Annotated in this window: 22 protein-coding genes; 15 read left to right on the top strand and 7 right to left on the bottom strand. The window is 72.7% G+C overall.

All coding sequences use genetic code 11. The annotated features are described in order from the left end of the window. From CRM73_RS11620 to nrdR, 10 genes are all read left to right on the top strand, one after another. Nucleotides 1-380, top strand: a 380-nt coding sequence (locus tag CRM73_RS11620) for a polyphenol oxidase family protein (RefSeq protein WP_229587782.1), incomplete at its 5' end; no start/stop codon positions are given. Further along, complete coding sequence (locus CRM73_RS11615; RefSeq protein WP_126346383.1) at nt 377-1,156, top strand: YggS family pyridoxal phosphate-dependent enzyme; 780 nt, start codon at nt 377-379, stop codon at nt 1,154-1,156. The genes CRM73_RS11620 and CRM73_RS11615, both read left to right, overlap by 4 nt. 128 nt (nt 1,157-1,284) lie before the next feature. Next, complete coding sequence (locus tag CRM73_RS11610) at nt 1,285-1,806, top strand: cell division protein SepF (protein ID WP_017833680.1); 522 nt, start codon at nt 1,285-1,287, stop codon at nt 1,804-1,806. Nucleotides 1,807-1,815: 9 nt separating this feature from the next. Continuing rightward, a complete protein-coding gene (locus CRM73_RS11605) occupies nt 1,816-2,106 on the top strand; it encodes a YggT family protein (RefSeq protein WP_017833679.1) in 291 nt (96 codons plus the stop codon). A 169-nt stretch (nt 2,107-2,275) separates the two neighbouring features. Then, the gene (locus CRM73_RS11600) at nt 2,276-3,013 is read left to right on the top strand and encodes a DivIVA domain-containing protein (RefSeq protein WP_095651553.1); all 738 of its coding nucleotides are present in this window, start codon (nt 2,276-2,278) and stop codon (nt 3,011-3,013) included. Nucleotides 3,014-3,220: 207 nt separating this feature from the next. Further along, entirely contained in the window at nt 3,221-3,811 is a 591-nt protein-coding gene (gene lspA, locus CRM73_RS11595) for a signal peptidase II (protein ID WP_229587780.1), read from the top strand. Continuing rightward, the gene (locus CRM73_RS11590; RefSeq protein ID WP_017833676.1) at nt 3,804-4,754 is read left to right on the top strand and encodes an RluA family pseudouridine synthase; all 951 of its coding nucleotides are present in this window, start codon (nt 3,804-3,806) and stop codon (nt 4,752-4,754) included. Before lspA ends, CRM73_RS11590 begins: the two co-directional genes overlap by 8 nt. Nucleotides 4,755-4,845: 91 nt before the next feature. Continuing rightward, complete coding sequence (dnaE, locus tag CRM73_RS11585; protein ID WP_017833675.1) at nt 4,846-8,394, top strand: DNA polymerase III subunit alpha; 3,549 nt, start codon at nt 4,846-4,848, stop codon at nt 8,392-8,394. Nucleotides 8,395-8,452: 58 nt separating this feature from the next. Further along, complete coding sequence (hisD, locus tag CRM73_RS11580) at nt 8,453-9,808, top strand: histidinol dehydrogenase (RefSeq protein WP_017833674.1); 1,356 nt, start codon at nt 8,453-8,455, stop codon at nt 9,806-9,808. A 7-nt stretch (nt 9,809-9,815) separates the two neighbouring features. Next, nucleotides 9,816-10,385 carry a transcriptional regulator NrdR gene (gene nrdR / locus CRM73_RS11575; protein WP_081994156.1) on the top strand — a complete coding sequence of 190 codons (570 nt, stop codon included), beginning with the start codon at nt 9,816-9,818 and terminating at the stop codon, nt 10,383-10,385. 237 nt (nt 10,386-10,622) lie between these two features. Here the strand turns inward: nrdR and ppgK are convergent, their stop codons facing one another. Together ppgK and map are read right to left on the bottom strand one after the other, a co-directional pair. Further along, a complete protein-coding gene (gene ppgK / locus CRM73_RS11570; protein ID WP_017834143.1) occupies nt 10,623-11,435 on the bottom strand; it encodes a polyphosphate--glucose phosphotransferase in 813 nt (270 codons plus the stop codon). Nucleotides 11,436-11,493: 58 nt separating this feature from the next. After that, nucleotides 11,494-12,393 (bottom strand): type I methionyl aminopeptidase, encoded by a 900-nt coding sequence (gene map, locus CRM73_RS11565; RefSeq protein ID WP_017834144.1) that lies wholly within the window; start codon nt 12,391-12,393, stop codon nt 11,494-11,496. A gap of 131 nt (nt 12,394-12,524) precedes the next feature. Here map and CRM73_RS11560 point away from each other — a divergent pair, with 131 nt between their 5' ends. Continuing rightward, on the top strand, nt 12,525-12,701 hold the full coding sequence (locus CRM73_RS11560; RefSeq protein WP_017834145.1) for an SPOR domain-containing protein: 177 nt from the start codon (nt 12,525-12,527) through the stop codon (nt 12,699-12,701). Nucleotides 12,702-12,765: 64 nt separating this feature from the next. Here the strand turns inward: CRM73_RS11560 and panB are convergent, their stop codons facing one another. Next, nucleotides 12,766-13,602 (bottom strand): 3-methyl-2-oxobutanoate hydroxymethyltransferase, encoded by an 837-nt coding sequence (gene panB / locus CRM73_RS11555; protein ID WP_126346381.1) that lies wholly within the window; start codon nt 13,600-13,602, stop codon nt 12,766-12,768. Between the two features lie 137 nt (nt 13,603-13,739). Here panB and glnA (CRM73_RS11550) point away from each other — a divergent pair, with 137 nt between their 5' ends. Both glnA (CRM73_RS11550) and CRM73_RS11545 read left to right on the top strand, forming a co-directional pair. Continuing rightward, nucleotides 13,740-15,080 (top strand): type I glutamate--ammonia ligase, encoded by a 1,341-nt coding sequence (gene glnA, locus CRM73_RS11550; protein ID WP_017834147.1) that lies wholly within the window; start codon nt 13,740-13,742, stop codon nt 15,078-15,080. Nucleotides 15,081-15,098: 18 nt separating this feature from the next. Continuing rightward, nucleotides 15,099-18,164: a bifunctional [glutamine synthetase] adenylyltransferase/[glutamine synthetase]-adenylyl-L-tyrosine phosphorylase gene (locus CRM73_RS11545; protein WP_229587776.1), complete on the top strand. Its 3,066-nt coding sequence runs from the start codon at nt 15,099-15,101 to the stop codon at nt 18,162-18,164. A 121-nt stretch (nt 18,165-18,285) separates the two neighbouring features. Here CRM73_RS11545 and glnA (CRM73_RS11540) read toward each other — a convergent pair whose 3' ends face one another. Then, nucleotides 18,286-19,710 (bottom strand): type I glutamate--ammonia ligase, encoded by a 1,425-nt coding sequence (glnA, locus tag CRM73_RS11540; RefSeq protein ID WP_017834149.1) that lies wholly within the window; start codon nt 19,708-19,710, stop codon nt 18,286-18,288. 196 nt (nt 19,711-19,906) lie between these two features. Between glnA (CRM73_RS11540) and CRM73_RS11535 the strand changes: the two genes are divergently transcribed. Further along, entirely contained in the window at nt 19,907-20,353 is a 447-nt protein-coding gene (locus tag CRM73_RS11535) for an RDD family protein (RefSeq protein ID WP_109243797.1), read from the top strand. Between the two features lie 108 nt (nt 20,354-20,461). Here CRM73_RS11535 and CRM73_RS11530 read toward each other — a convergent pair whose 3' ends face one another. From CRM73_RS11530 to lipB, 3 genes are all read right to left on the bottom strand, one after another. Further along, a complete protein-coding gene (locus CRM73_RS11530) occupies nt 20,462-21,259 on the bottom strand; it encodes a DUF4191 domain-containing protein (protein WP_095651557.1) in 798 nt (265 codons plus the stop codon). A gap of 126 nt (nt 21,260-21,385) precedes the next feature. Further along, nucleotides 21,386-22,393: a lipoyl synthase gene (gene lipA / locus CRM73_RS11525; RefSeq protein ID WP_017834152.1), complete on the bottom strand. Its 1,008-nt coding sequence runs from the start codon at nt 22,391-22,393 to the stop codon at nt 21,386-21,388. A 70-nt stretch (nt 22,394-22,463) separates the two neighbouring features. After that, nucleotides 22,464-23,165, bottom strand: coding sequence for a lipoyl(octanoyl) transferase LipB (lipB, locus tag CRM73_RS11520; RefSeq protein ID WP_229587774.1), 702 nt, complete (start codon nt 23,163-23,165; stop codon nt 22,464-22,466). 95 nt (nt 23,166-23,260) lie between these two features. Here lipB and CRM73_RS11515 point away from each other — a divergent pair. Then, nucleotides 23,261-23,630, top strand: a 370-nt coding sequence (locus tag CRM73_RS11515; RefSeq protein WP_229587772.1) for a hypothetical protein, incomplete at its 3' end; no start/stop codon positions are given.

Genomic DNA, 23,630 nt, shown 5'->3' with positions numbered 1-23,630 from the left:
GCCGCGGCCTGCTCGAGGGCGTGCTCGAGCGCGCCGTCGAGCAGCTGCGGGCCCGGGGCGCGAGCGGGCTGTCGGCCTGGCTCGGCCCCTCGATCTGCGGCAGCTGCTACGAAGTGCCGGCCGCCATGCGCGAGGAGTCCGCGGAGCGGATCCCCGCGGTGGCCGCCACGACGTCCTGGGGCACCCCTGCCCTCGACCTGCGCGCCGGGGCCCGGGAGCGGCTGACCGCCCTCGGGGTCGGCGTCGTCGAGCCGTCGGGGGCCGGCCCCTCCTGCACCCTCGAGAACGAGCGGCTGTCCTCGCACCGCAGGGACCCCGGCTCCGGCCGCATCGTCGGCCTCGTCTGGCGCTCGGGTCCCCGCGGGGAGGACGCCGCGTGAGCGCCGACCCGGCTGCCGCCCCCGGCGGCGACGATCCGCGGACCCTGGAGCTCGCCCGGTCCCTCGACCGGGTGCGTGCCCGGATCGCGGCCGCGGCGCGGGGGAGCGGGGCGGCCGAGGAGCCCGTGCTGGTCGCCGTGACGAAGTTCTTCCCGGCCGCGGATGTGGCCCGGCTGCACCGGCTCGGCGTCCGGGACGTGGGGGAGAACCGGGACCAGGAGGCCGCCGCCAAGGCGCGGGAGGTGGCCGGGCTCGTGGACGGACCCCTCACCTGGCACTTCGTGGGCCAGCTCCAGTCCAACAAGGCGAAGTCGGTGGTGCGCTACGCGGGGTGGGTGCACTCCGTGGACCGGGCCTCCCTGGTCACGGCCCTCGGCAAGGCGGTGCAGCGGCACCGGGAGGCCGTGGCGGCCGGGGACGCGGCCCCCGGGCCGTGCGCCGAGCAGGACCTGACGTGCCTCGTCCAGGTGTCCCTGGACGCGGAGGAGCGCCGCGGCGGCGCCCGCCCCGAGGACGTCGTCGGGCTCGCCGAGCAGATCGCCGGCACCGAGGGGCTGCGGGCCGGGGGCCTCATGGCTGTCGCCCCGATGGGGGCACCCCCGGGGCCCGCCTTCGACCGCCTCCTGGAGCTCTCGCAGCGGCTGCGGCGGTCCCTCCCGGAGGCCACGGCGGTGTCCGCGGGGATGAGCCAGGACCTCGAGGAGGCGGTCGCCCGGGGAGCCACGCACGTGCGCGTCGGCTCCGATATCCTCGGGCCCCGGGCGCCCGTAGGATAGCTTGGAGGACGGCCCCGCGGGGCCAGGGCCGTACCGCGTTCCGGGCAGCACCACGGGCGCAGGGCGGTCCGAGGATCCCGGAACTCCCCCCACCGCCGATATCCGCACAGACAGTCAAGGAGAGCACCATGGCCGGAGCGTTGCGCCGCACCATGATCTATCTCGGCCTCGCCGAGACGGACGAGGACTACGACGAGCCGACGCCGTCCCGCCAGGAGCACCAGCCCACCGCCGCGGTCCGCGAGGAGCCGCGCGAGGCCCGCGCCCACGAGTCCACCGCAGTGGCCGTGCCGCGCCGGTCGGCCGAGTACCGGGCGCCGGTCACCCCCATCAAACGCGCCCCCTCCAGCTCTCGAGAGGACAGCTCGACCTTGCGCACGATCACCACGGTCCACCCCCGCTCCTACAACGACGCGAAGTCCATCGGCGAGGCCTTCCGCGAGGGCACGCCCGTCATCATGAACGTCAGCGACATGGGCGACGCCGAGGCCAAGCGCCTGGTGGACTTCTCCGCCGGCCTGGTCTTCGCCCTGCACGGCTCCATCGAACGGGTGACCGGCAAGGTCTTCCTGCTCACCCCGTCCTACGTGGAGGTCGTCGGGCACCCCGCCGGCGGCGAGGACGAGACCGACGACCACCAGGAGGACTGAGGCGGACCGATGGACCTGTTGCTCTCCGTGCTGTACCTGGCACTGCACCTCGTGTACGTCGCGCTGCTTGCGCGCCTCGTGCTCGACTGGGTGCAGATGTTCGCCCGCAACTGGCGGCCCCGGGGAGCCGCCCTCGTCGGGGCCTCCGCCGTGTACACCGTCACCGATCCGCCGATGCGGTGGCTCCGGCGGATCGTGCCGCCCCTGCGCTTCGGCGGGGTGTCGCTGGACCTCGGGTTCCTCATCCTCATCTTCGCCGTCAGCATCGTCCAGGGCATCATCGGCTCGATGCTGGTCTGACGCAGTGCTGGTCTGATCCTGTGCCGGTCCGACCCGGCCCGCCGGGGACCGGCCTGTACGCTGTAACCGCACGACCACCGGGCGCCGGCCACCGCGCCGCCCCGGCCCCGGTCGGACGGATCCCCCGCCGCGGGCCGTGCCCGCGCTCCGCCCACGAAGGAATGCACCCATGGCTCTGACGCCCGAAGACGTCATCAACAAGCGGTTCCAGCCCACCAAGTTCCGGGAGGGCTACGACCAGGACGAGGTCGACGACTTCCTCGACGAGATCGTCGTGGAGCTGCGCCGCCTGAACCAGGAGAACACCGACCTCAAGCAGCAGCTCGAGGCCGCCGGGCAGCCCGTCGCGCCCAAGGACTCCGCGCCGTCGCCCGTCTCCGAGCCCGGCCTGCCGGTCGCCGAGGACACCGCCGGAGAGACCGCTGGGGAGACCGTCGAGGCCCCCGCCCCGGTCGCCGGCGGCGCGCCGCAGGAGGCGGTGGAGCTGACCTCGCCCGCCGCGGCCGGCACCGGAGCCGCCGAGACCGTCCCCGCGGAGACCGCGCCCACCTCCGGCGCGGCGCAGTCCGCGGCCGGAGTCCTGGCGATGGCCCAGAAGCTGCACGACGAGTACGTCGCCGAGGGCACCGCCGAGCGGGACCGGATCGTCGGCGAGGCCCGCGAGCGGGCCGAGGAGCTCGTCACGGACGCCCAGCGCACGCGCGAGGAGACCCTCACGGCCCTCCAGGAGGAGCAGGCCGAGCTGCAGGCCCGCGTCTCGGGGCTGCGCGCCTTCGAGCAGGACTACCGCACCAACCTCAAGGCGTACATCCAGGACCAGCTGCAGGACCTGGACACCACCCCGTCCCTCGAGCCCGCACCGGCCGCGGACGGCGCCGCCGCCCCGGTCCGGTCCGAGCAGGCCTAGCCGCCGCACCGCGACGCGCACCCCGCGGAGGGACCGGCCTCGTGCCGGTCCCTCCGTCGTCGTCCGCCCCTGGCGGGGCGCTCCCGGGGCGGATGGCTCCCGGGCGGACGTGGCACCATGGAACGGGGCCGACGTCCCCGCCGCCCCGCCCCGCCACCCCGCCACCCCGGGGTGGGCCCGATCCCCGCCCCGCCACCCGAGGAGAGCATGAGCGAGTCCCCCGAAGTCCCCGCCGGAGCACCCGACCGCCGGACCCCGCGGGGCGTCCTCCTCCTCGCCGCGGCCGCCGCGCTGCTGGTGTACGCCGCGGACCAGCTCACCAAGTGGTGGGTCGTCGCGACCATGGAGCTCGGCCAGCGGACGCCGGTGGTCGAGGGACTGCTGTGGTGGCAGTTCATCCGCAACCCCGGCGCCGCGTTCTCCCTGGGGGAGAACATCACCTGGGTCTTCACCCTGGTCATGGTGGTCGTCTCCGTCCTCATCGTGCTCACCCTCCGCCGCGTCCGCTCGGCCGCGTGGGCCCTGGCCCTGGGGCTCGTCCTCGGCGGCGCCCTCGGCAACCTGACCGACCGGCTCCTGCGGGAGCCCGGCTCGGGGATGGGCCACGTGGTGGACTTCATCGCCGTGCCGCGCTTCGCGATCTTCAACATCGCCGACTGCGGGGTGGTCGTGGGGGTCTGTCTCGTGGTGCTCCTGACGCTGCTCGGCCGGGAGCTCGACGGCACCCGCACGGGCGCGGGCGCCCCGGACGCGCAGCGGGTCGAGGCCTCGCCGGAGGAGGAGGGCACCCGTGGCTGAGCCCGAGGAGCACGTGCAGGAGCGCTTCACCGTGCCGCCCGAGCTCGAGGGCCAGCGCGCGGACGCCGCCGTGGCCGCCCTCACCGGGCTCTCCCGCTCCGCGGCCGCCGTGCTCTGCGCCGAGGGCCGCGTGCTGCACCGCGACCGGCCCGTCGCCAAGTCCTTCCGGGTCGAGGCCTCGCAGACCCTCACCGTGCACGTGCCCGTCCCCGAGGACCCGGCCCGGATCGTGCCCCAGCTGGTCGAGGACTTCCGCGTGGTGCACCTGGACGACGACATCGTGGTGATCGACAAGCCGCCCGGCGTCGCCGCGCACCCCTCGCCGGGCTGGAAGGGACCGACCGTGGTCGGGGCCCTGGCGGGCGCGGGCGTCACCGTGAGCACCTCCGGCGCCCCCGAACGGGCCGGTGTGGTGCACCGGCTCGACGTCGGCACGTCCGGGCTGATGGTCGTGGCCCGCACCGAGCGCGCGTACACCGCGCTCAAGCGCGCCTTCAAGGACCGGACGGTCACGAAGGTCTACCACACGGTGGTGCAGGGCCTCCCGGACCCGCTGCGCGGGACGATCGACGCGCCGATCGGGCGCCACCCCGGCTACGACTGGCGCTTCGCCGTGGTCGACGGCGGCCGCGCGTCGATCACCCACTACGAGGTCCTGGAGGCCTTCGGCCGGGCGGCGCTCGTGGAGGTGCACCTGGAGACCGGCCGCACCCACCAGATCCGCGTGCACTTCTCCGCGCTGCGCCACCCGTGCTGCGGGGACCTCACCTACGGCGCGGACCCCGCGCTGTCGGCCGGCCTCGGGCTCACCCGGCAGTGGCTGCACGCCAAGCGCCTGGGCTTCGAGCACCCCGGTACGGGGGAGCCCGTCGAGTACGAGAGCCCGTACCCGCCGGACCTCTCCTTCGCCCTCGAGACGCTGCGCGACGGCGGTCCCGCCTGACCCGGCGGAGCGGCCCCGGCCGGGGGAGCCGGCCGCCGCGGGACGGCCCCGGCGGGGCGGAGCGGTCGGTGCGGACCACTACACTGGTCGGGTGACGACGGCGACCGGCAAGAACAGCTTCACCCACCTCCACGTGCACACCGAGTACTCGATGCTCGACGGTGCGGCACGCCTCGACGACCTCTTCGAGGCCTGCCACGAACTGGGGATGTCCTCCCTGGCGACGACCGACCACGGCTTCGTCTTCGGGGCCTTCGACTTCTGGAACAAGGCCCGCAACGCGGGGATCAAGCCCATCATCGGCGTGGAGGCCTACCTGACGCCGGGCACCGCCCGCTCCGACCGCACCCGCGTGAAGTTCGCCGACGGCGGCCGGGACGACGTCTCGGGCGGCGGCGCCTACACGCACATGACGCTGCTCGCGGAGACCACCCAGGGCATGCAGAACCTGTTCCGCGCCTCGTCCCTAGCGTCCCTGGAGGGCCAGCTGTACAAGCCGCGCATGGACCGCGAGCTGCTGAACACCTACGGCAAGGGCCTCATCGCCACCACCGGCTGCCCCTCCGGCGAGGTGCAGACCCGCCTGCGCCTGGGCCAGTACCAGGAGGCGCGGCAGGCCGCGGCGGAGTTCCGCGACATCTTCGGCGCCGAGAACTACTACTGCGAGCTCATGGACCACGGCCTGGGGATCGAGAAGCGGGTCACCGGCGACCTGCTCAAGCTCGCCAAGGACCTGCAGCTGCCGCTCGTGGCCACCAACGACCTGCACTACACCCACGCCGAGGACGCGAAGTCCCACGCCGCCCTGCTGTGCGTGCAGTCCGGCTCGACGCTGGCGGACCCGAAGCGGTTCAAGTTCGACGCCGACGAGTTCTACCTGAAGTCCCCGGCGGAGATGCGGGAGCTGTTCCGGGACTTCCCCGAGGCGTGCGACAACACCCTGGAGATCGCGGAGCGGTGCAACGTCGAGTTCGACACCTCCGCGAACTACATGCCCCGCTTCCCGACCCCCGAGGGCCACGACGAGGAGTCCTGGTTCGTCGAGGAGGTGCAGCGGGGCCTGCACCACCGCTTCCCCGGCGGGATCCCCGAGGACGTGCAGCGGCAGGCGGACTACGAGAAGGGCATCATCCTGCAGATGGGCTTCCCCGGGTACTTCCTGGTGGTGGCCGACTTCATCAACTGGGCCAAGAACAACGGGATCCGGGTGGGCCCGGGCCGCGGCTCCGGGGCCGGCTCGATGGTCGCGTACGCCATGCGCATCACCGAGCTGAACCCGCTGGAGCACGGCCTGATCTTCGAGCGCTTCCTCAACCCGGACCGCGTCTCCATGCCCGACTTCGACGTCGACTTCGACGACCGCCGCCGCTCCGAGGTGATCCACTACGTCACCGAGAAGTACGGCGACGAGCGCGTGGCCATGATCGTCACCTACGGCACCATCAAGGCCAAGCAGGCGCTCAAGGACTCCTCGCGCGTGCTCGGCTACCCCTTCTCGATGGGGGAGAAGCTCACCAAGGCCATGCCGCCGGACGTCATGGGCAAGGGCATCTCCCTCAAGGACGTCTACGACGAGAGCGCCAAGCGCTACGGGGAGGCCGACGAGCTGCGCGAGATCCTCGCCCAGGACCCGGAGGCGAAGAAGATCTTCGACACCGCCGAGGGCCTCGAGGGGCTCAAGCGGCAGTGGGGGGTGCACGCGGCGGGCGTCATCATGTCCTCGGACCCGCTGATCGACATCATCCCGATCATGCGCCGCGAGCAGGACGGGCAGGTCATCACCCAGTTCGACTACCCCACCTCCGAGGGGCTCGGGCTGATCAAGATGGACTTCCTGGGGCTGCGCAACCTCACGATCATCTCCGACGCGATCGAGAACATCACGCTGAACCAGGACGGGTTCGTCCTCGACCTGGAGAACCTCCTGCTCGACGACGCCGAGTCCTACGAGCTGCTGGCCCGCGGCGACACCCTCGGGGTGTTCCAGCTCGACGGCGGGCCCATGCGCCAGCTGCTCAAGCTCATGCGCCCCGACAACTTCGAGGACATCTCCGCGGTCATCGCCCTGTACCGCCCGGGTCCCATGGGCGCGAACTCGCACACGAACTACGCGCTGCGCAAGACCGGCCAGCAGGAGATCACCCCGATCCACCCCGAGCTCGAGGAGCCGCTCGCGGAGATCCTCAACACGACCTACGGCCTGATCGTCTACCAGGAGCAGGTCATGGCGATCGCCCAGAAGGTCGCGGGGTTCACGCTCGGCCAGGCGGACATCCTCCGCCGCGCCATGGGCAAGAAGAAGAAGTCGGAGCTGGACAAGCAGTACGAGGGCTTCCACGGCGGCATGGTGGAGCGCGGCTACTCCGAGGCCGCGATCAAGGCCCTGTGGGACATCCTCCTGCCCTTCTCGGACTACGCGTTCAACAAGGCCCACTCCGCCGCCTACGGCCTCGTCTCCTACTGGACGGCCTATCTCAAGGCGCACTACCCGGCCGAGTACATGGCCGCGCTGCTCACCTCGGTGGGCGACGACAAGGACAAGCTCGCCCTGTACCTCACCGAGTGCCGCCGGATGGGCATCACCGTGCTGCCCCCGGACGTCAACGAGTCCGCGCTGAACTTCACCCCGGTGGGCACCGACATCCGCTTCGGGATGGGCGCGGTGCGCAACGTGGGCGCCAACGTGGTCAGCGCGATGGTCGAGGCCCGGGAGGAGCACGGCGCCTTCACCTCCTTCAACGACTTCCTCGCGAAGGTCCCCGCCGTGGTGTGCAACAAGCGCACTATCGAGTCCCTGGTCAAGGCGGGCGCCTTCGACCGGCTGGGCCACACCCGGCGCGGACTCGTGCTCTGCCACGAGGAGGCCGTGGACGCCACGGTCGCCGTCAAGCGCCAGGAGGCGGCCGGGCAGTTCGACCTCTTCGGGGGCATGGGGCTGGACGACGAGGACCCCTCGACGTCGCTGACCGTCGCGGTGCCGGACGTGCCCGAGTGGGAGCGCAAGGACCTGCTGGCCTTCGAGCGCGAGATGCTCGGCCTGTACGTCTCCGACCACCCGCTGCGCGGCCTCGACGAGGCGCTCGGGCAGTACGCCGACACCTCGATCCAGCCGCTGCTCGGCGAGGACGGCCGGCCCGACGGCGCCGTGGTGACCGTGGCGGGCATGATCACCTCCCTGTCCCGGCGGATCGCCAAGACCTCGGGCAACGCCTACGCGCGGGTGGAGCTGGAGGACCGGACGGGTTCGATCGAGATCATGTTCTTCGGCAAGGCCTACGCCCCTATCGCGGGCGTGCTCGCGGAGGACCTCATCTGCGTGATCAAGGGCCGGCTGCAGCGCCGGGACGACGGGTCGGTGACGATCTCCGCGCAGGAGCTCACCGTGCCGGAGCTCTCGGCGGACGGGCACAGCGGCCCCGTGCTGATCGCCCTGCCCGAGTTCCGCGCCACGGAGGAGACGGTCAAGGAGATCGGCGCGGTGCTGCGCAACCACCGCGGGGACTCCGAGGTGCGCATCCACCTCGAGACCCGCCAGAAGGTGCAGGTCCTGCGTCTGGGCCCCGATCTGCGGGTGAACCCCTCACCGGCGCTGTTCGGGGACCTCAAGGTGCTGCTCGGCCCGACCTGCCTGGAGGTGTAGCCCACCGGGCGGCTGAGCGCAAGGCCCGGCACCCGGCCGGGCGCCGCGGTGGAATACCATGGAGAGCGTGACTACTGCTGAGACGACCACGACTCCCGTCCTGCGAACGATCGACCTGCGCGGCCGGCACCTGTCCTGGTCCGAGCTGCGGGCGGCAGTGCCCCGGCAGAGCTCCACGTCGCTCGCCTCGGCGCAGCAGGCCGTGGAGGAGATCATCGCCGCGGTCCGCACCGAGGGCGCCGTCGCCCTGCGCCGCTACGCGCAGCGCTTCGACGGCGTGGCCCAGGACCGGCTGCGCGTCGACCCGGCGGAGATCCGGCGGGCGGTCGACGAGCTGGACCCGGCCGTGCGCCGGGGCCTGGAGACCGCCATCGAGCGCACCCGGGCCTTCGCGCAGGCGCAGCGCCCGGCCGACGCCCGCGTCGAGGTCGCGCCCGGCGCCGTGCTCGTGCACCGGTGGACGCCCCTGCGCCGGGCGGGGCTCTACGTGCCCGGCGGGCTGGCCGTCTACCCCTCGTCCGTGGTCATGAACGTCGTCCCGGCCCAGGCGGCCGGGGTCGGCTCCGTGGTGCTGTGCAGCCCGCCGCAGAAGGAGTTCGGGGGCCTGCCGCACCCCACGATCCTCGCGGCCGCGGGGCTGCTCGGGGTGGACGAGGTCTGGGCCATCGGCGGCGCCCAGTCGCTGGCCGCCATGGCCCACGGGGTCACGGACGGCGACGACGTCCTCGAGCCGGTCGACACCGTGACCGGTCCGGGCAACGTCTACGTCGCCACCGCCAAGCGCCTGCTCCGCTCCGTGGTCGGCGTGGACGCCGAGGCGGGGACCACCGAGATCGCCGTGCTGGCCGACGACACCGCCGTGCCGGCCTACGTGGCCGCCGACCTCATCTCCCAGGCCGAGCACGACCCCGCCGCCGGCGCGGTGCTGATCACCCACTCGCCCGAGCTCGCCGAGCGGGTCGCCGCGGAGCTCGCCGTCCAGGTCCCCGAGGCGAAGCACCGGGAGCGGATCACCACCGCCCTGTCCGGGCCGCAGTCCGGGATCGTGCTCACCGACGACCTCGACTCCTCGATCGCCGTGGCCGACGCCTACGCCGCCGAGCACCTCGAGATCCACACCGCCGACCCGCAGGAGGTGGCCGCCCGGGTGCGCAACGCGGGGGCGATCTTCCTGGGGCCCTACAGCCCCGTCCCGCTCGGCGACTACGCGGCGGGCTCGAACCACGTGCTGCCCACGGGCGGGACGGCGGTGCACGCCCAGGGCCTGTCCACCACCGCCTTCATGAAGGCGGTGCAGATCGTCGAGTACACCCAGGACGCGCTCGCCGTGATCGGGGAGGACATCGTGGCCGTCGCGCGCTCCGAGGACCTGCCCGCGCACGGCCGGGCCATCACGATCCGCACCGGGAGCTGATCCGACCGTGCACTGCCCGTTCTGCCGTCACACCGACTCCCGCGTCGTCGACAGCCGCACCACGGACGACGGGACGGCGATCCGCCGCCGCCGCCAGTGCTCCGAGTGCGGCCGGCGCTTCACCACGCTCGAGACCACGACCATCTCGGTCATCAAGCGCTCGGGCGTCACCGAGCCCTTCGACCGGCAGAAGATCGTCAACGGGGTGCGCAAGGCCTGCCAGGGGCGGCCGGTGAGCGAGGACGACCTCGCGATGCTCGCCCAGGAGGTCGAGGAGACGATCCGGGCGCTGGGCGCCGCGGAGATCGAGGCGCACGAGGTGGGGCTCGCGATCCTGGCCCCGCTCCGCCGGCTGGACGTCGTGGCGTACCTGCGCTTCGCCAGCGTCTACCAGGCCTTCGACGGCCTGGGGGACTTCGAGGAGGCGATCGACCTCCTGCGCCGGCAGCAGGCCGAGCAGACCGGGCAGCAGACCATCCCCGCCACCGTGGAGCCCATCGGCGCCGCCCGGAAGCGCAGCGGCCGGCGGCCGCGGGGCAAGGGCCTCGAGGGCGTGTCTCAGCCGAGGCTGCTCTGACGACCCGCCCGTGCGGTGCACCGGCTCCGGCCGCCACGTCCCGGCGTGTCCCTTGCCGCAGGCCGGATGAGGACCGTAGAGTGGGGTCCACAACAAGCTCCCGCCGGGGGCTGCGGAGGGGAAGCCGCGGCCCCCGGCGGGTTTTTTTCTGCCCCCGGCCGGATCGTTCCCGCCCGGTCACGACGACGCCCGGTCACCTCCTCGCGGAGGTGACCGGGCGTCGTCGTCGGACCGGGCTCAGCTCTCGGGCGCGTGCGGGATGCCGGCCCACAGGGCGGCGCCCACGATCCCGGCGTTGTTGCGGAGCTCGGCGACCTTCACGGGCGTGCGCAGCTCGATGAAGGGGAGGAACTTCTCCGCCTTCTTCGACACCCCGCCGCCGACCACGAACAGGTTGGGCGAGAACAGGAACTCCACGTGGCTGAAGTAGCGCTGCAGGCGGGTGGTCGCCCACTTCTTCCACGGCATGTCCTCGCGCTCGCGCGCGGCGGCGGACGCCTTCGTCTCGGCGTCGTGGCCGTCGATCTCCAGGTGCCCCAGCTCGGCGTTCGGGACGAGCTTGCCGTTGAGGATCAGGGCGGAGCCGATCCCGGTGCCCAGGGTGATCACGATGACCAGACCCTTGACGCCCCGTCCGGCGCCGTAGACGGCCTCGGCCAGCCCCGCGGCGTCGGCGTCGTTGAGGGCCTCGACCGGACGGCCGAGCCGTTCGGTCATGAGGCCGTCGACGTCCGTGCCGATCCAGGACTTGTCGATGTTCGCCGCGGACAGGGCCACGCCCTCCTTGATGATCGCCGGGAAGACGATGCCCACGGGCGAGTCGGGAGCGGGAGCCTCGGGACGGGACTGCAGCTCCGCGACGATCTGCTGCATCACCTCCGCGACCTTCTCGGGGGTGGCCGGGCGGGGCGTGGCGATCCGGAAGCGCTCGCCGACGAGCTCGCCCGTGTCGAGGTCCACGATCCCGCCCTTGGTCCCGGTGCCGCCGAAGTCGATGCCGATGACGCGGCGGTTCGGGACGGCGGCGACGTCGCGGTCTGGTGTGGTCATGGGGCGGTCCTCTCGTGGGGCCGTGGTCGGATGATCAGTGGGCAGTCTACGGCAGGGCCTACGGAAGGGTGAGGACGTCCGCCCCGTCCTCGGTGACGGCCATGGTGTGCTCGAACTGCGCGCTGCGCCGCCGGTCGCGCGTGGTCACGGTCCAGTCGTCGTCCCACTGCTCCCACTGGATCGTGCCCAGGGTCAGCATGGGCTCGATCGTGAAGACCATGCCCGGGACCATCGGGGTGGAGTAGGACGGCGCGGCGTCGTAGTGGGGGACGATCAGCCCGGAGTGGAACTCCCGGCCCACCCCGTGGCCGGTGAAGTCCCGCACCACGCCGTAGTCGAAGCGCCGGGCGTACTTCTCGATGACGCGGCCGATGACATTGATCTCCCGGCCCGGGCGGACGGCCTTGACGGCCCGGTTCAGGGCCTCCTCGGTGCGCTCGACCAGCAGGCGGGACTGCTCGTCGACCTCGCCCACCAGGAACATCCGGTTGGTGTCGCCGTGGAAGCCGTCCTTGTAGGCCGTGACGTCCAGGTTGATGATGTCGCCCTCCTCCAGCACCGTGGAGTCGGGGATGCCGTGGCAGATCACCTCGTTGAGGGACGTGCAGATGGACTTGGGGAAGCCCCGGTACCCCAGGCAGGAGGGGTAGGCCCCGTGGTCGCACAGGTACTCGTGGGCGATCCGGTCGAGCTCGTCCGTGGTCGTGCCCGGCACGGCGGCCCGGCCGGCCTCCTGCAGGGCGCGCGCCGCGATCCGGCCCGCCGCGCGGATGAGCTCGATCTCGTCCGGGGTGTAGACGTTGCCGCCGCGGCCCTCGTCCGGCTCCGCCCGGCCCACGTACTCGGGGCGGGGGATGGACGCCGGCACGGGCCGGCCGGGGGTCACGGCGCCGGGGGCGAGGGCGCCGACGGGGGCGGTGCCGCCGGGGGCGGGAGCGGTGAGGTTGTGCGTGGGCACGGGGGTCTGGACCTCCTGGATCGGGTGGGCCGGCCCCGTCCGGGCCGGTCCGGGCCTAGGATCTACCCTAGCGCGCCGGGCACGGGGCCGGTCCGGTCACCGGGGCCCGGCGGCCGTCGAGAGGAGAGGTCATGGCCGAGTACTGGTTCAACACCTACACCCACCAGGTCGAGGAGGGCCCGCAGTCGGACTACCGCAAGCTGCTCGGGCCCTACGCCACGCGCGAGGAGGCGCAGAACGCGCTGAAGCTCGCCGCGGAGCGCACCCGGCAGTGGGACGAGGAGGACCGCGCCTTCGAGGAGGGCTGATCCGCCGCGGGCGCAGCACCCCGAGGGCCGGGGCGCCCCGGAACGGTGCGCCGGGCGCGGCGGCTCAGAAGCCGTGCTCCGGGGCCGGGAAGGCCCCCGAGCGCACGTCCTCGACGTAGCGGCCCACGGCGTCGGAGACCACCCCGTGCAGGTCCGCGTACTGCCGGACGAAGCGCGGCATCCGGCCCCGGCGCAGCCCCAGCATGTCCTGCCACACGAGCACCTGGCCGGTGGTCGCGGGCCCGGCCCCGATGCCCACGGTCGGGATCTCCAGGGCGGCGTCCACGGCCGCGGCGGCCTCCACCGGGACCATCTCCATCACCAGGCAGAAGGCCCCGGCGGCCTCGAGGGCGCGGGCGTCCTCCACGAGCGTGCGCGCGGCGTCGCCGCGCCCCTGCACCCGGTACCCGCCCAGGGCGTGCTCGCTCTGCGGGGTGAAGCCGATGTGGGCCACGACGGGCACCCCGGCCTGGACCATGGCCCGGACGTGGGGGGCGAACCACGCCCCGCCCTCGAGCTTCACCGCGTGCGCGCCGCCCTCCTTGAGGAAGCGCACCGCGGTGGCCACCGCCTGCTCGGGGGAGGCCTCGTAGGAGCCGAAGGGCAGGTCCACCACCACGAACGCGCGCTCGACGGCGCCGGACACGGCACGGCACATCGGCAGCAGCTCGTCCACGGTGACGGGCAGGGTGCTGGAGTGGCCCAGGACGTTGTTGCCCGCGGAGTCCCCGACCAGCAGCGAGTCGACGCCGGCCGCGTCGAAGATCGCCGCCGTCAGGGCGTCGTAGCACGTGAGCATCGTGAACTTCTCGTCACGGCGCTTGGCCTCGCGCAGGTGGTGCGTGCGCACCCGGCGCACGTCCAGCGCGCCCGGTGCCGGACGGGGTGTCTCCTGGGTCATGGCCCCACCCTATCGGGCGCGCCCGTCCGCGCCGTCCGGTCCGGCGGGCGCGGCGGGACAGCGCGTTAGAGTGGGCGGGACAGCAGGCGTGCCCGGGCGGCACAGCACTCCCGGGCAGGAAGACGAGGAAGACAACCATGGACCGTCAGCAGGAGTTCGTCCTCAGGACCATCGAGGAGCGCGACGTGCGCTTCGTGCGCATGTGGTTCACGGACGTCGTCGGGAGCCTCAAGTCGGTGGCCCTGGCCCCCGCCGAGGTCGAGGCGGCCTTCGAGGAGGGGCTCGGCTTCGACGGCTCCTCCATCGAGGGCCTGTCGCGGGTCTCCGAGGCGGACATGCTCCTGCAGCCGGACCCGTCCACGTTCCAGATCCTGCCCTGGCGCAGCGAGACGGAGCCCACCGCCCGGATGTTCTGCAACATCCTCACCCCGGACGGCGAGCCCTCCTCCTCGGACCCGCGCGGGGTGCTCAAGCGGGTCCTGGAGAAGGCCTCGGACATGGGCTTCACCTGCTACACGGCGCCGGAGATCGAGTTCTACCTGCTGAAGTCCGCGGACCTCGACGCCGAGGGCCGGCCCACGCCCGTGGACCACGAGGGGTACTTCGACCACGTGCCGGGCGGCGTGGTGCAGGACTTCCGGCGCAAGGCCGTGAACATGCTGGAGGCCGTCGGGATCTCCGTCGAGTTCTCCCACCACGAGGCCGGCCCCGGGCAGAACGAGATCGACCTGCGCTACGCCGACGCCCTGCAGACGGCCGACAACATCATGACGTTCCGCACGGTCATCAAGGAGGTCGCGCTCTCGCAGGGGCTGTACGCGACCTTCATGCCCAAGCCGTTCACCGAGCACCCCGGCTCCGGCATGCACACCCACTTCTCGCTCTTCGAGGGGGACACCAACGCCTTCTTCGAGGCCGGGTCCGAGTTCCGCCTCTCCCGCACGGCCGGGCACTTCATCGCCGGCATCCTGCGTCACGCCCCCGAGTTCACGTCGGTGACCAACCAGTTCGTCAACTCCTACAAGCGGCTGTGGGGCGGGGGAGAGGCCCCCTCCTACCAGTCCTGGGGCCACAACAACCGCTCCGCGCTCGTGCGGGTGCCCCTGTCCAAGCCGGACAAGGTGCAGGCCGCGCGCATCGAGTACCGCGGCATCGACTCCGCCACGAACCCCTACCTCTCCTACGCCGCGCTGCTGGCCGCGGGTCTGCGGGGCATCGAGAACGAGTACGAGCTCCCGCCCGTGGAGCTGGACGACGTCGCGGCGATGAGCTCCGCGGAGCGCCGCGCCCTCGGCCACAACCCGCTGCCCTCGAGCCTGTACGACGCCATCCGGGAGACCGAGGAGTCGGAGTTCATGGCCGAGCTGCTCGGGGAGCAGGTCTACGACTACTTCCTGCGCAACAAGCGCCGCGACTGGAACGACTACCGCCGGGTCGTCACGCACTTCGAGCTCAAGAACAACCTCGGCATCCTCTGACCCCGGACGGACCGTCCCATGACACACCCTCCCCAGTCCGCAGCCCCGGCGGGCACCGTCCCGTCCGGCCGTCTCATCAAGGTCGGCTTCGCGGACACGGGCAACGCCCAGCGCTGGCTCGGCTTCCCGGAGCTCGCCGAGGTCGACCTCGACCGGCTGCTGGAGGGTCTGGCCCTGGCGGCCTCGCCCGATGTCGCCCTGCGGCTCACCGTCCGGCTCCTCGAGGGCTCCCCGGAGCTCGCCGAGCGGATCAACGCCGGCCCGGAGGCCTCCGAGGCCATGTTCCGGCTCCTGGGCTCCTCCGAGGCGCTCGGGGAGTTCCTGCTCCGGCGCCCCGAGCACCTGGACCTGCTCGCGGAGCCCGCCGCCGCCGAGCCGGCGGAGATCCCCGGCGAGCAGTTCCGCGACGCGCTGCTGACGGCGGTCGGCGCGGACCCCGCCGCGCGGACCCCGGTGGCCTCCGGGACCGGTGACGCCGCCTGCAGCGCCCTGCGCGCGGCCTACCGGCGGGAGCTGACGCGCATCGCGATCCGGGACGTCGGGGCCCTCTACCCCGCCGACCACATGCCCGCGGTGGGCCGCCAGCTCGCCGACCTGGCCGCCGCGGCCCTCGAGGGGGCGCTCGCCGTCTCCCGGGCGGAGGCGGCGGGGACCTGGGCCCCCGAGACCGTCGACCGGGTGCGGCTCGCCGTGATCGGGATGGGCAAGTGCGGCGCCCGGGAGCTCAACTACATCTCCGACGTCGACGTCGTCCACGTCATGGCCGTCGAGGACCCGGACGGCGCGGAGCCCCTGGACGGGGCGGAGGCCACCGTCATCGCCACGGCCCTCGCCACGGGCACCGCCCGGGCGCTCATGGCCCGCGGCGCGGAGCCCCCGCTGTGGGAGGTGGACGCCAACCTCCGGCCCGAGGGCAAGGACGGGCCGCTCGTGCGCACCCTGGACTCGCACGTGCGCTACTACGAGCGGTGGGCCGAGTCCTGGGAGTTCCAGGCCCTGCTCAAGGCCCGGCCCGTGGCCGGGGACCCGGAGCTCGGGGCGGCCTACCGCAAGGCCATCGAGCCTTTCGTGTGGCGCAGCTCCGGGCGCGAGGGCTTCGTCGAGTCCGTGCAGGCCATGCGCCGGCGGGTCACCGACAACATCCCGGCCGCCGAGGGCGAGCGCCAGATCAAGCTGGGCCCCGGCGGGCTGCGCGACGTCGAGTTCACCGTCCAGCTCCTCCAGCTGGTGCACGGGCGCACGGACGAGCGGGTCCGGACCCAGGCCACGACCGAGTCCCTGGCCGCGCTCTCCGAGGGCGGGTACATCGGCCGCCGGGACAGCGAGCAGTTCTCCGCCCACTACCGCTGGCTGCGCCTCCTGGAGCACCGCATCCAGCTGTTCCGGCTGCGCCGCACCCACCTCATGCCGCGGGGCGAGCAGGAGCTCACGGTCATCGCCCGCTCCCTGCGCGGCGCCGCGGACACCGCCCGCCCCTCCGGCGACTCGCTGCTCGAGGAGTGGCGCAAGGTCAAGCGCAGCGTCCGGGGGATGCACGAGCGGATCTTCTACCGGCCGCTGCTGGCCGCGCTCGCCCACCTGCCCGAGACCGACACCCAGCTCTCGGCGGAGTCGGTGCGGGACCGGCTCGCCGCGCTCGGCTACCGGGACCCGAAGGCCGCCGTGCGCCACATCGAGGCGCTCACCCGCGGCGTCAGCCGGCGGGCCGAGATCCTGCGCACCCTGCTGCCCGTGCTCCTGGCCTGGCTGGCCGACGGCGTCGACGCCGACGCCGGGCTGCTGGGCTTCCGGCGGCTCTCCGAGTCCCTCGGGACCACCCCATGGTTCCTGCGCCTGCTCCGCGACTCGAACGCCGCCGCCGAACGCCTGTGCCAGATCCTCTCCAGCTCCCGGTACGTCACCGACCTGCTGGAGAACTCTCCGGAGGCGACCGCCTGGCTCGGCCAGGACGACGAGCTGTGCCCGGTGTCCTTCGAGACGCTGTGGAGCGAGATCCGCGCCCAGATGGCCCGCCACCCCGACCCCGGGGAGGCCGTGCGGATGATCCGCCTCATCCGCCGCCGCGAGGAGCTGCGCGTGGCGCTCGCGGACACCTCCGGGCTGCTCGACGTCGAGCAGGTCGTGGCGGCGCTGTCCGACATCGACCGGGTCTGCGTCCTGGGCGCCCTGCACGTGGCCGAGCGGGAGGTCTACGACCGCGCCGGCCGGCTCGCCGACGTCCTCGTCGTCGCGATGGGCCGGCAGGGCGGGCGGGAGATCGGCTACGGCTCCGACGCCGACGTCATGTACGTCTACGCCCCGGTGGGGGACGCGGACCCCGCCGCGGCCCGGGAGCAGGCCGAGACCCTGTTGCAGCGGATGGTGCAGCTGCTCAAGGCGCCCTGCACGCCGCCCATCGTGGCGGAGCGCGTGCTGGAGATCGACAACGACCTGCGCCCCGAGGGCAAGCAGGGGCCCATGGTGCGCTCCGTCGAGTCCTACGCCGAGTACTACGCCCGGTGGGCGCAGACCTGGGAGTTCCAGGCGCTCACCCGGGCGCTGCCCCTGGCCGGCAGCGACGAGCTGGCCGACGCGTTCCGGCGGGTCGTGGACCCGCTGCGCTACCCGGCGGAGTTCACGGAGCGCCAGCTGCTAGAGATCCGGCGGATGAAGGCCCGCGTGGAGAACGAGCGGATGCCGCGCGGCGCGGACCCGGCCCGGCACCTGAAGCTGGGCCGCGGCGGGCTCTCGGACGTCGAGTGGCTCGTCCAGACGCTGCAGCTCCAGCACGGGCACCGCGTCCAGGGGCTGCGGACCACGAGCACCCTGCGGGCCCTGCACGCCGCCGAGGAGGCCGGTCTCGTGACCGCCGAGGACGCCCTGGCCCTGTCCGCCGCGTGGCGGCTGGCCACGGCCGTGCGCAACGGCAACGTCCTGCGGACCGGGCGCCGCTCCGACGCCCTGCCCGCCAAGCGGGCCGACCTCGAGGCGGTGGCCCGCTGGTGCGGGTACCCCCACGGTGGCGCCGGCCGGCTCGAGGAGGACTACCTGCGCACCACCCGCAAGGCCCGCGCCGTGTTCGAGCGGCTCTTCTACGGCCACTGACGGCGGCCATCGTCGGCGGCTACCGACGGCGTCGTCGTCGGACTGCCGGCGGCATGGGAAAGGCCCCGGACCTCTTCGTGGGGTCCGGGGCCTTCCCGGTGCGGTGGCCGATCCGTGCGGATCAGACGCCGTAGTACATCGAGAACTCCAGCGGGTGCGGGACCACGGACAGCGGCTTGAGCTCGAACTCGCGCTTGTACTCGATCCAGGACTGGATGGTGTCCTCGGTGAAGACGTCACCGGCGAGCAGGAACTCGTGGTCCGCCTCGAGGGCCAGCAGCGCCTCCTCGAGCGAGGCCGGGGCCTTCTTGATGTCCTTGGCCTCCTCGGCGGGCAGCTCGTAGAGGTCCTTGTCGATCGGGTCGGCCGGCTCGATGCGGTTGCGGATGCCGTCGAGGCCCGCCATCAGCTGGGCGGCGAACGCCAGGTACGGGTTGCACGAGGGGTCCGGGGCGCGGAACTCGAGGCGCTTGGCCTTCGGGTTGGTGCCCGTGATCGGGATGCGGATGCCGGCGGAGCGGTTGCCCTGCGAGTACACCATGTTGACCGGCGCCTCGAAGCCCTTGACCAGGCGACGGTAGGAGTTCACCGTCGGGTTGGTGAAGGCCAGCACGGCCGAGGAGTGCTCCAGGAGGCCGCCGATGTACCAACGCGCGATGTCGGACAGGCCCGCGTAGCCCTTCTCGTCGTAGAACAGCGGCTCGCTGCCCTTCCACAGGGACTGGTGGCAGTGCATCCCGGAGCCGTTGTCGTTGTAGACGGGCTTGGGCATGAACGTGGCCGACTTGCCGAAGGCGTCCGCGGTGTTCTTGATGACGTACTTGAACTTCTGCAGGTCGTCGGCCGCCCGTGTGAGCGTGCTGAACTTGTAGTTGATCTCGGCCTGGCCGGGAGCGCCCACCTCGTGGTGGGAGCGCTCGACCTCGAGGCCCACCTCGTCCAGGGCCACGCACATCGCGTCGCGCAGGTCGGCCTGCTTGTCGACCGGGGAGACCGGGAAGTAGCCGCCCTTGGTGGCGGTCTTGTTGCCCAGGTTGCCGCCCTCCTCCTTGCGCCCGGTGTTCCAGGCGGCCTCGTCGGAGTCGATGGCGTAGAAGGATCCCTGGGGCTGGATGTCGTAGCGGACGTCCTCGAAGATGAAGAACTCGGCCTCGGAGGCGAAGTTGGCGACGTCCGCGATGCCGGTCGACGCCATGTACGCCTCGGCGCGCTCGGCGACGCCGCGGGGGTCGCGGTGGTAGGGCTCCCCGGTGCGGGGGTTCACGATCGAGCAGGTGACCACGAGGGTCTTCTCGACGCGGAACGGGTCCACGAAGGCCGACGTCGGGTCCGGGATGAGCTGCATGTCGGACTCGGCGATGCCCTGGAAGCCCCGGATGGAGGAGCCGTCGAACAGCTGCCCGTGCTCGAAGAAGTCGTCGTCCACGGACTTGGCGGGGAGGTTGAAGTGCTGCTGCACGCCGGGCATGTCCGTGAACCGGACGTCGACGAAGACGATCTCCTCGTCCTTGATGAACGTGAGGACTTCCTCGGGTGTCTGGAACATGTGCTGTTCTCCTTGTTAGGTGGGCTGGACCGCCGTGCCGGGAATGCTCGTGCGGCGTCCGTTTCCGGGGACAACGCTACGGACCGGGCATTAAGGCCCCGTGTCCCGGGTGTTTCCTCGGTGTTACGCGGAGGACCTCCGGGGAGCCACGGTCTCCCGTCAGTCTAGGGGAGTCCCGCCCCGATACCCTGAGGGGATGATCGACAGACGTGACGTGGGCTCGTGGCTCGAGGGACCGGGGACCGGCCGGCAGCAGTACCCGGGGCAGCGCCTCGGGCGACCGGAGCAGGGGCCGGGCTCCGTGGGACGCGTGGGGCGGCGGATCGTGGCCCTGGTGGTGGACTGGTTCCTGTGCTGGGGCCTCGCCGAGTGGCTCGTGCCCCAGTGGAACGAGCAGGGCCTGATGACCCTGGCGTTCCTGTTCGTGCTCAACGTGCTGCTGGTCGGCGCGACCGGCCACACCCCCGGGCACCTGCTCCTGGGCCTCCAGGTGCAGGCGCTGGCGGGGCGGCCGGCAGGGTTCGCCCGCGCCGCTGTCCGCGCCCTCCTGCTGTGCCTCGTGATCCCGGCGGTCGTGTTCGACCCGGACCAGCGCGGCCTGCACGACCGGGCGGCGGAGACGATCCTCGTCCGCACGCGCTGAGCGCAGCGCCGGGCGCGGCACCCGGCACCACGACGACGGAGCCCCCCACCTTCCGAGGAAGGCGGGGGGCTCCGTGCGTGTCGTGATGCGTGTCGCGGGGCCTGCGGCTCAGCGGCCGCGCATGGCCCGGCGGTCCGGGCGGGCGCGCATCGGGTCCACGCCCTTGGGGATCGGCAGGCGGTTGCCCAGGGTGCTGATCCGCTTGTGCACGGTCTGCACCTCCTGCTGGGTGAGCTTCTTGTCGAGCTTCTTCATCCGCTTGGACAGCTCCCGCAGCGGGACCTGCCCCTCGCCCTTGCCGGTCTTGATGACGTGGATCGGCACGTTCTGGATCACGGGGCCGATCCGGCGGCGCTCCTTGGCGACGAGCTTGTCGACCCGCCCCGCGGGGCCCTCGGTCACGAGGACCACCCCGGGCCGGCCGATGGCCCGGAAGATGAGGTCGCGGGTGCGCGGGTCCATGGCGGCCGGCTGGTCCTCCACGATCCAGCCGCGGCGCAGCGCGGACAGCGCGGCGCCGGCGGCCCCGGGCTGGTCCTCGATCCGGGCGAACGCGGCGCGCTCGGCCCGCCGGGACAGGTAGAAGGAGGCGGCCAGCAGGGCGAACGGCAGGCCGATGAGCAGCCCGGTGATCCAGTTGCCGAGGAGCGCGCCGATGAGCAGGAAGACCAGCAGCACCCCGAGGCCGATCAGCAGCATCCACCAGCCGATGTTGGGCTCGACCTCGCGGGTCATCTTGAAGACCTGCTTGATCTGGCCGAGGAAGCCGGGCCCCTTGGTCGCCTTCCGCTGCTTCTTCGCCTCGCGCTTCTGCGCCCGGGTGGGCTTCCCGGCCGGCTTGCCCGCCGGCTTCCCGGGGGAGGTGGATCGCGACGCGGGGCGCGACTTGGCGTGGGAAGGTGACACGGTGAGACCTCGTCCTGTGGTGCGGTGGCGGTGTTCCGGGGGACCCGCGGCGTCAGGGCGTCAGGGCGCCCGGCCGTGGTCCGTCCTCCAGTTTAGCGGGTGGGCGGGGCCGCGCCCCGCCGGACCTCAGCGGAGTCGCTGGACGAGCGAGGAGGCCTCCTGGGAGGCGCTGCCGGTGTCCTCGATGTGCGCCAGGTGCTCCGGGATCGCCCGGCCCGACTTCTCCATGGCGCGGGCCCACAGCCGGCCGGCGCGGTAGGAGGAGCGGACCATGGGGCCGGCCATGACGCCCAGGAAGCCGATCTCCTCGGCCATCTCGGAGAGCTCCACGAACTCCTCGGGCTTGACCCACCGGTCGATCGGGTGGAACAGCGGGGAAGGGCGCAGGTACTGGGTGAGCGTGATGATGTCGCACCCGGCGTCGTTGAGGTCGCACAGCGCCTCGTAGATCTCCTGGTTCGTCTCGCCCATGCCGAGGATGAGGTTGGACTTGGTGATCATCCCGGCGTCCTTGCCCTGGGTGATGACGTCCAGGGAGCGCTCGTAGGTGAACGCGGGCCGGATCTGGCGGAAGATGCGCGGGACCGTCTCGACGTTGTGCGCGAAGACCTCCGGCGCGGCGTCGATGACCTGCTGCAGCCGGTCCGGCTTGCCCTGGAAGTCGGGGATCAGGATCTCCACACCGGTGTTCGGGTTCAGCGTGTGGATCGCGCGGATGGTCTCCGCGTAGAGCCAGGCGCCGCCGTCGTCGAGGTCGTCACGGGCCACGCCCGTCACGGTCGCGTAGCGCAGGCCCAGCTCCTTGACGGACTCGGCCACCTTGCGGGGCTCGGTGACGTCCAGCAGGTCCGGCTTGCCAGTGGCGATGTCGCAGAAGTCGCAGCGGCGGGTGCACTTGGATCCGCCGATCAGGAACGTGGCCTCCCGGTCCTCCCAGCACTCGTAGATGTTGGGACAGCCCGCCTCCTCGCACACGGTGTGCAGGCCCTTGCCGCGGGCCAGCGACTTCAGCTCCTGGAACTCGGGGCCCATCCGTGCGGTGTTCTTCAGCCAGGACGGCTTCTTCTCGATCGGCGTCTCGGCGTTGCGCGCCTCGACGCGCAGCAGGCGGCGGCCCTCGGGGGCAACGGTCATGGTCGGTCTCCTTGTCGAGATGTCGACGGTGGTGCGCTCACGGTCCCGGCGGTCCCGGGGGCGGCGCAGGTCAGCTGACGGCGGTGGGCCAGGGCAGCGGACCCGGGGTCCCTGACGGGACGAACTGTTCGCACAACTCGTCCCGGCGGGCGGATATTTCCTGCTCCACGCGCGCGACCACCGTCTCCGGGGTCACGAGCCGGCCCGTCTCCTGCGAGAGGCTCGTGACGGAGGCGTCCGTGATGCCGCAGGGGATGATCCTGCCGAACGGCCGCAGGTCGTTGGAGCAGTTCAGGGCGAAGCCGTGCATGGTGACCCGCTTGGAGACCTGCACGCCGATGGCGGCGATCTTGCGGTCCGGCCCGTGCTCGTCCGCGAGCACCCAGGCCCCGGAGCGTCCCGCCACGGTGGTGGCCTCCACCCCGAGGTCCGCGGCGACAGCGATGATGATCTCCTCGAGCAGGCGCACGAAGCGCACGACGTCGATGGGCGTGGTCAGCCGGACGACGGGATAGCCCACGAGCATCCCCGGGCCGTGGTAGGTGAGCTTGCCCCCGCGTCCGATCTCCACGACCTCGGTCCCGTCGGTGGGGTACTCGTGGGGCTCGGCGCGCCGTCCAGCCGTGTAGACCGGGGGGTGCTCCAGCAGCAGCACGGTGTTGTCCCGCTCGCCCGCGACGACCTCCCGGTGCACGTTCTTCTGCAGCTCGAGCGCCGAGCGGTAGTCGACGAGGTGCGGGTCGAAGCCGAGCCGTTCGAAGCAGATGGACATGTCCCCAGCCTATCGCGCGGCGGGGACAACGCGCGCCGGGCGGGGGCTGTGGACGGCGCCCACGGCCCGGGGCGACGGGCGGGCATGCTGGGGGCATGGAGCAGCGCCCCGCCGCGCACGGCGGCCACCACGAGCCCTCCCGGGCCCCGTCAGTCTCCGCCCGGGCGCGGCTCACCGCGGCCGTCCGGGACGACGGGGCGGGCCCCCTCCCCGGCACGCGGATCGAGGGCACGCCTCCGCGGCTCCCGCCGGAGGACGGCCTGGAGCCGGTGCGCCGCCTGGGCGGCCGATCGTGGCTGGTGCGGGAGGCCCGGTCGGGGGAGCACTTCGTCCTGCGGCCCTGCCCGGACTGCCCGGACTGCCCGGACTGCCCGGACTGCTCGGCGCGGGCCTGGGTCTGCCTGACGTGCGCCTCGCGGATCAGGGCCCGCCAGGACGGCCGGCCCAGATCGAGGGTGCACGGCC

The organism is Kocuria sp. CCUG 69068, assembly GCF_020833785.1.
GTDB lineage: Bacteria > Actinomycetota > Actinomycetes > Actinomycetales > Micrococcaceae > Kocuria > Kocuria rosea.
This window is presented reverse-complemented; position numbering and strand designations above follow the sequence as displayed.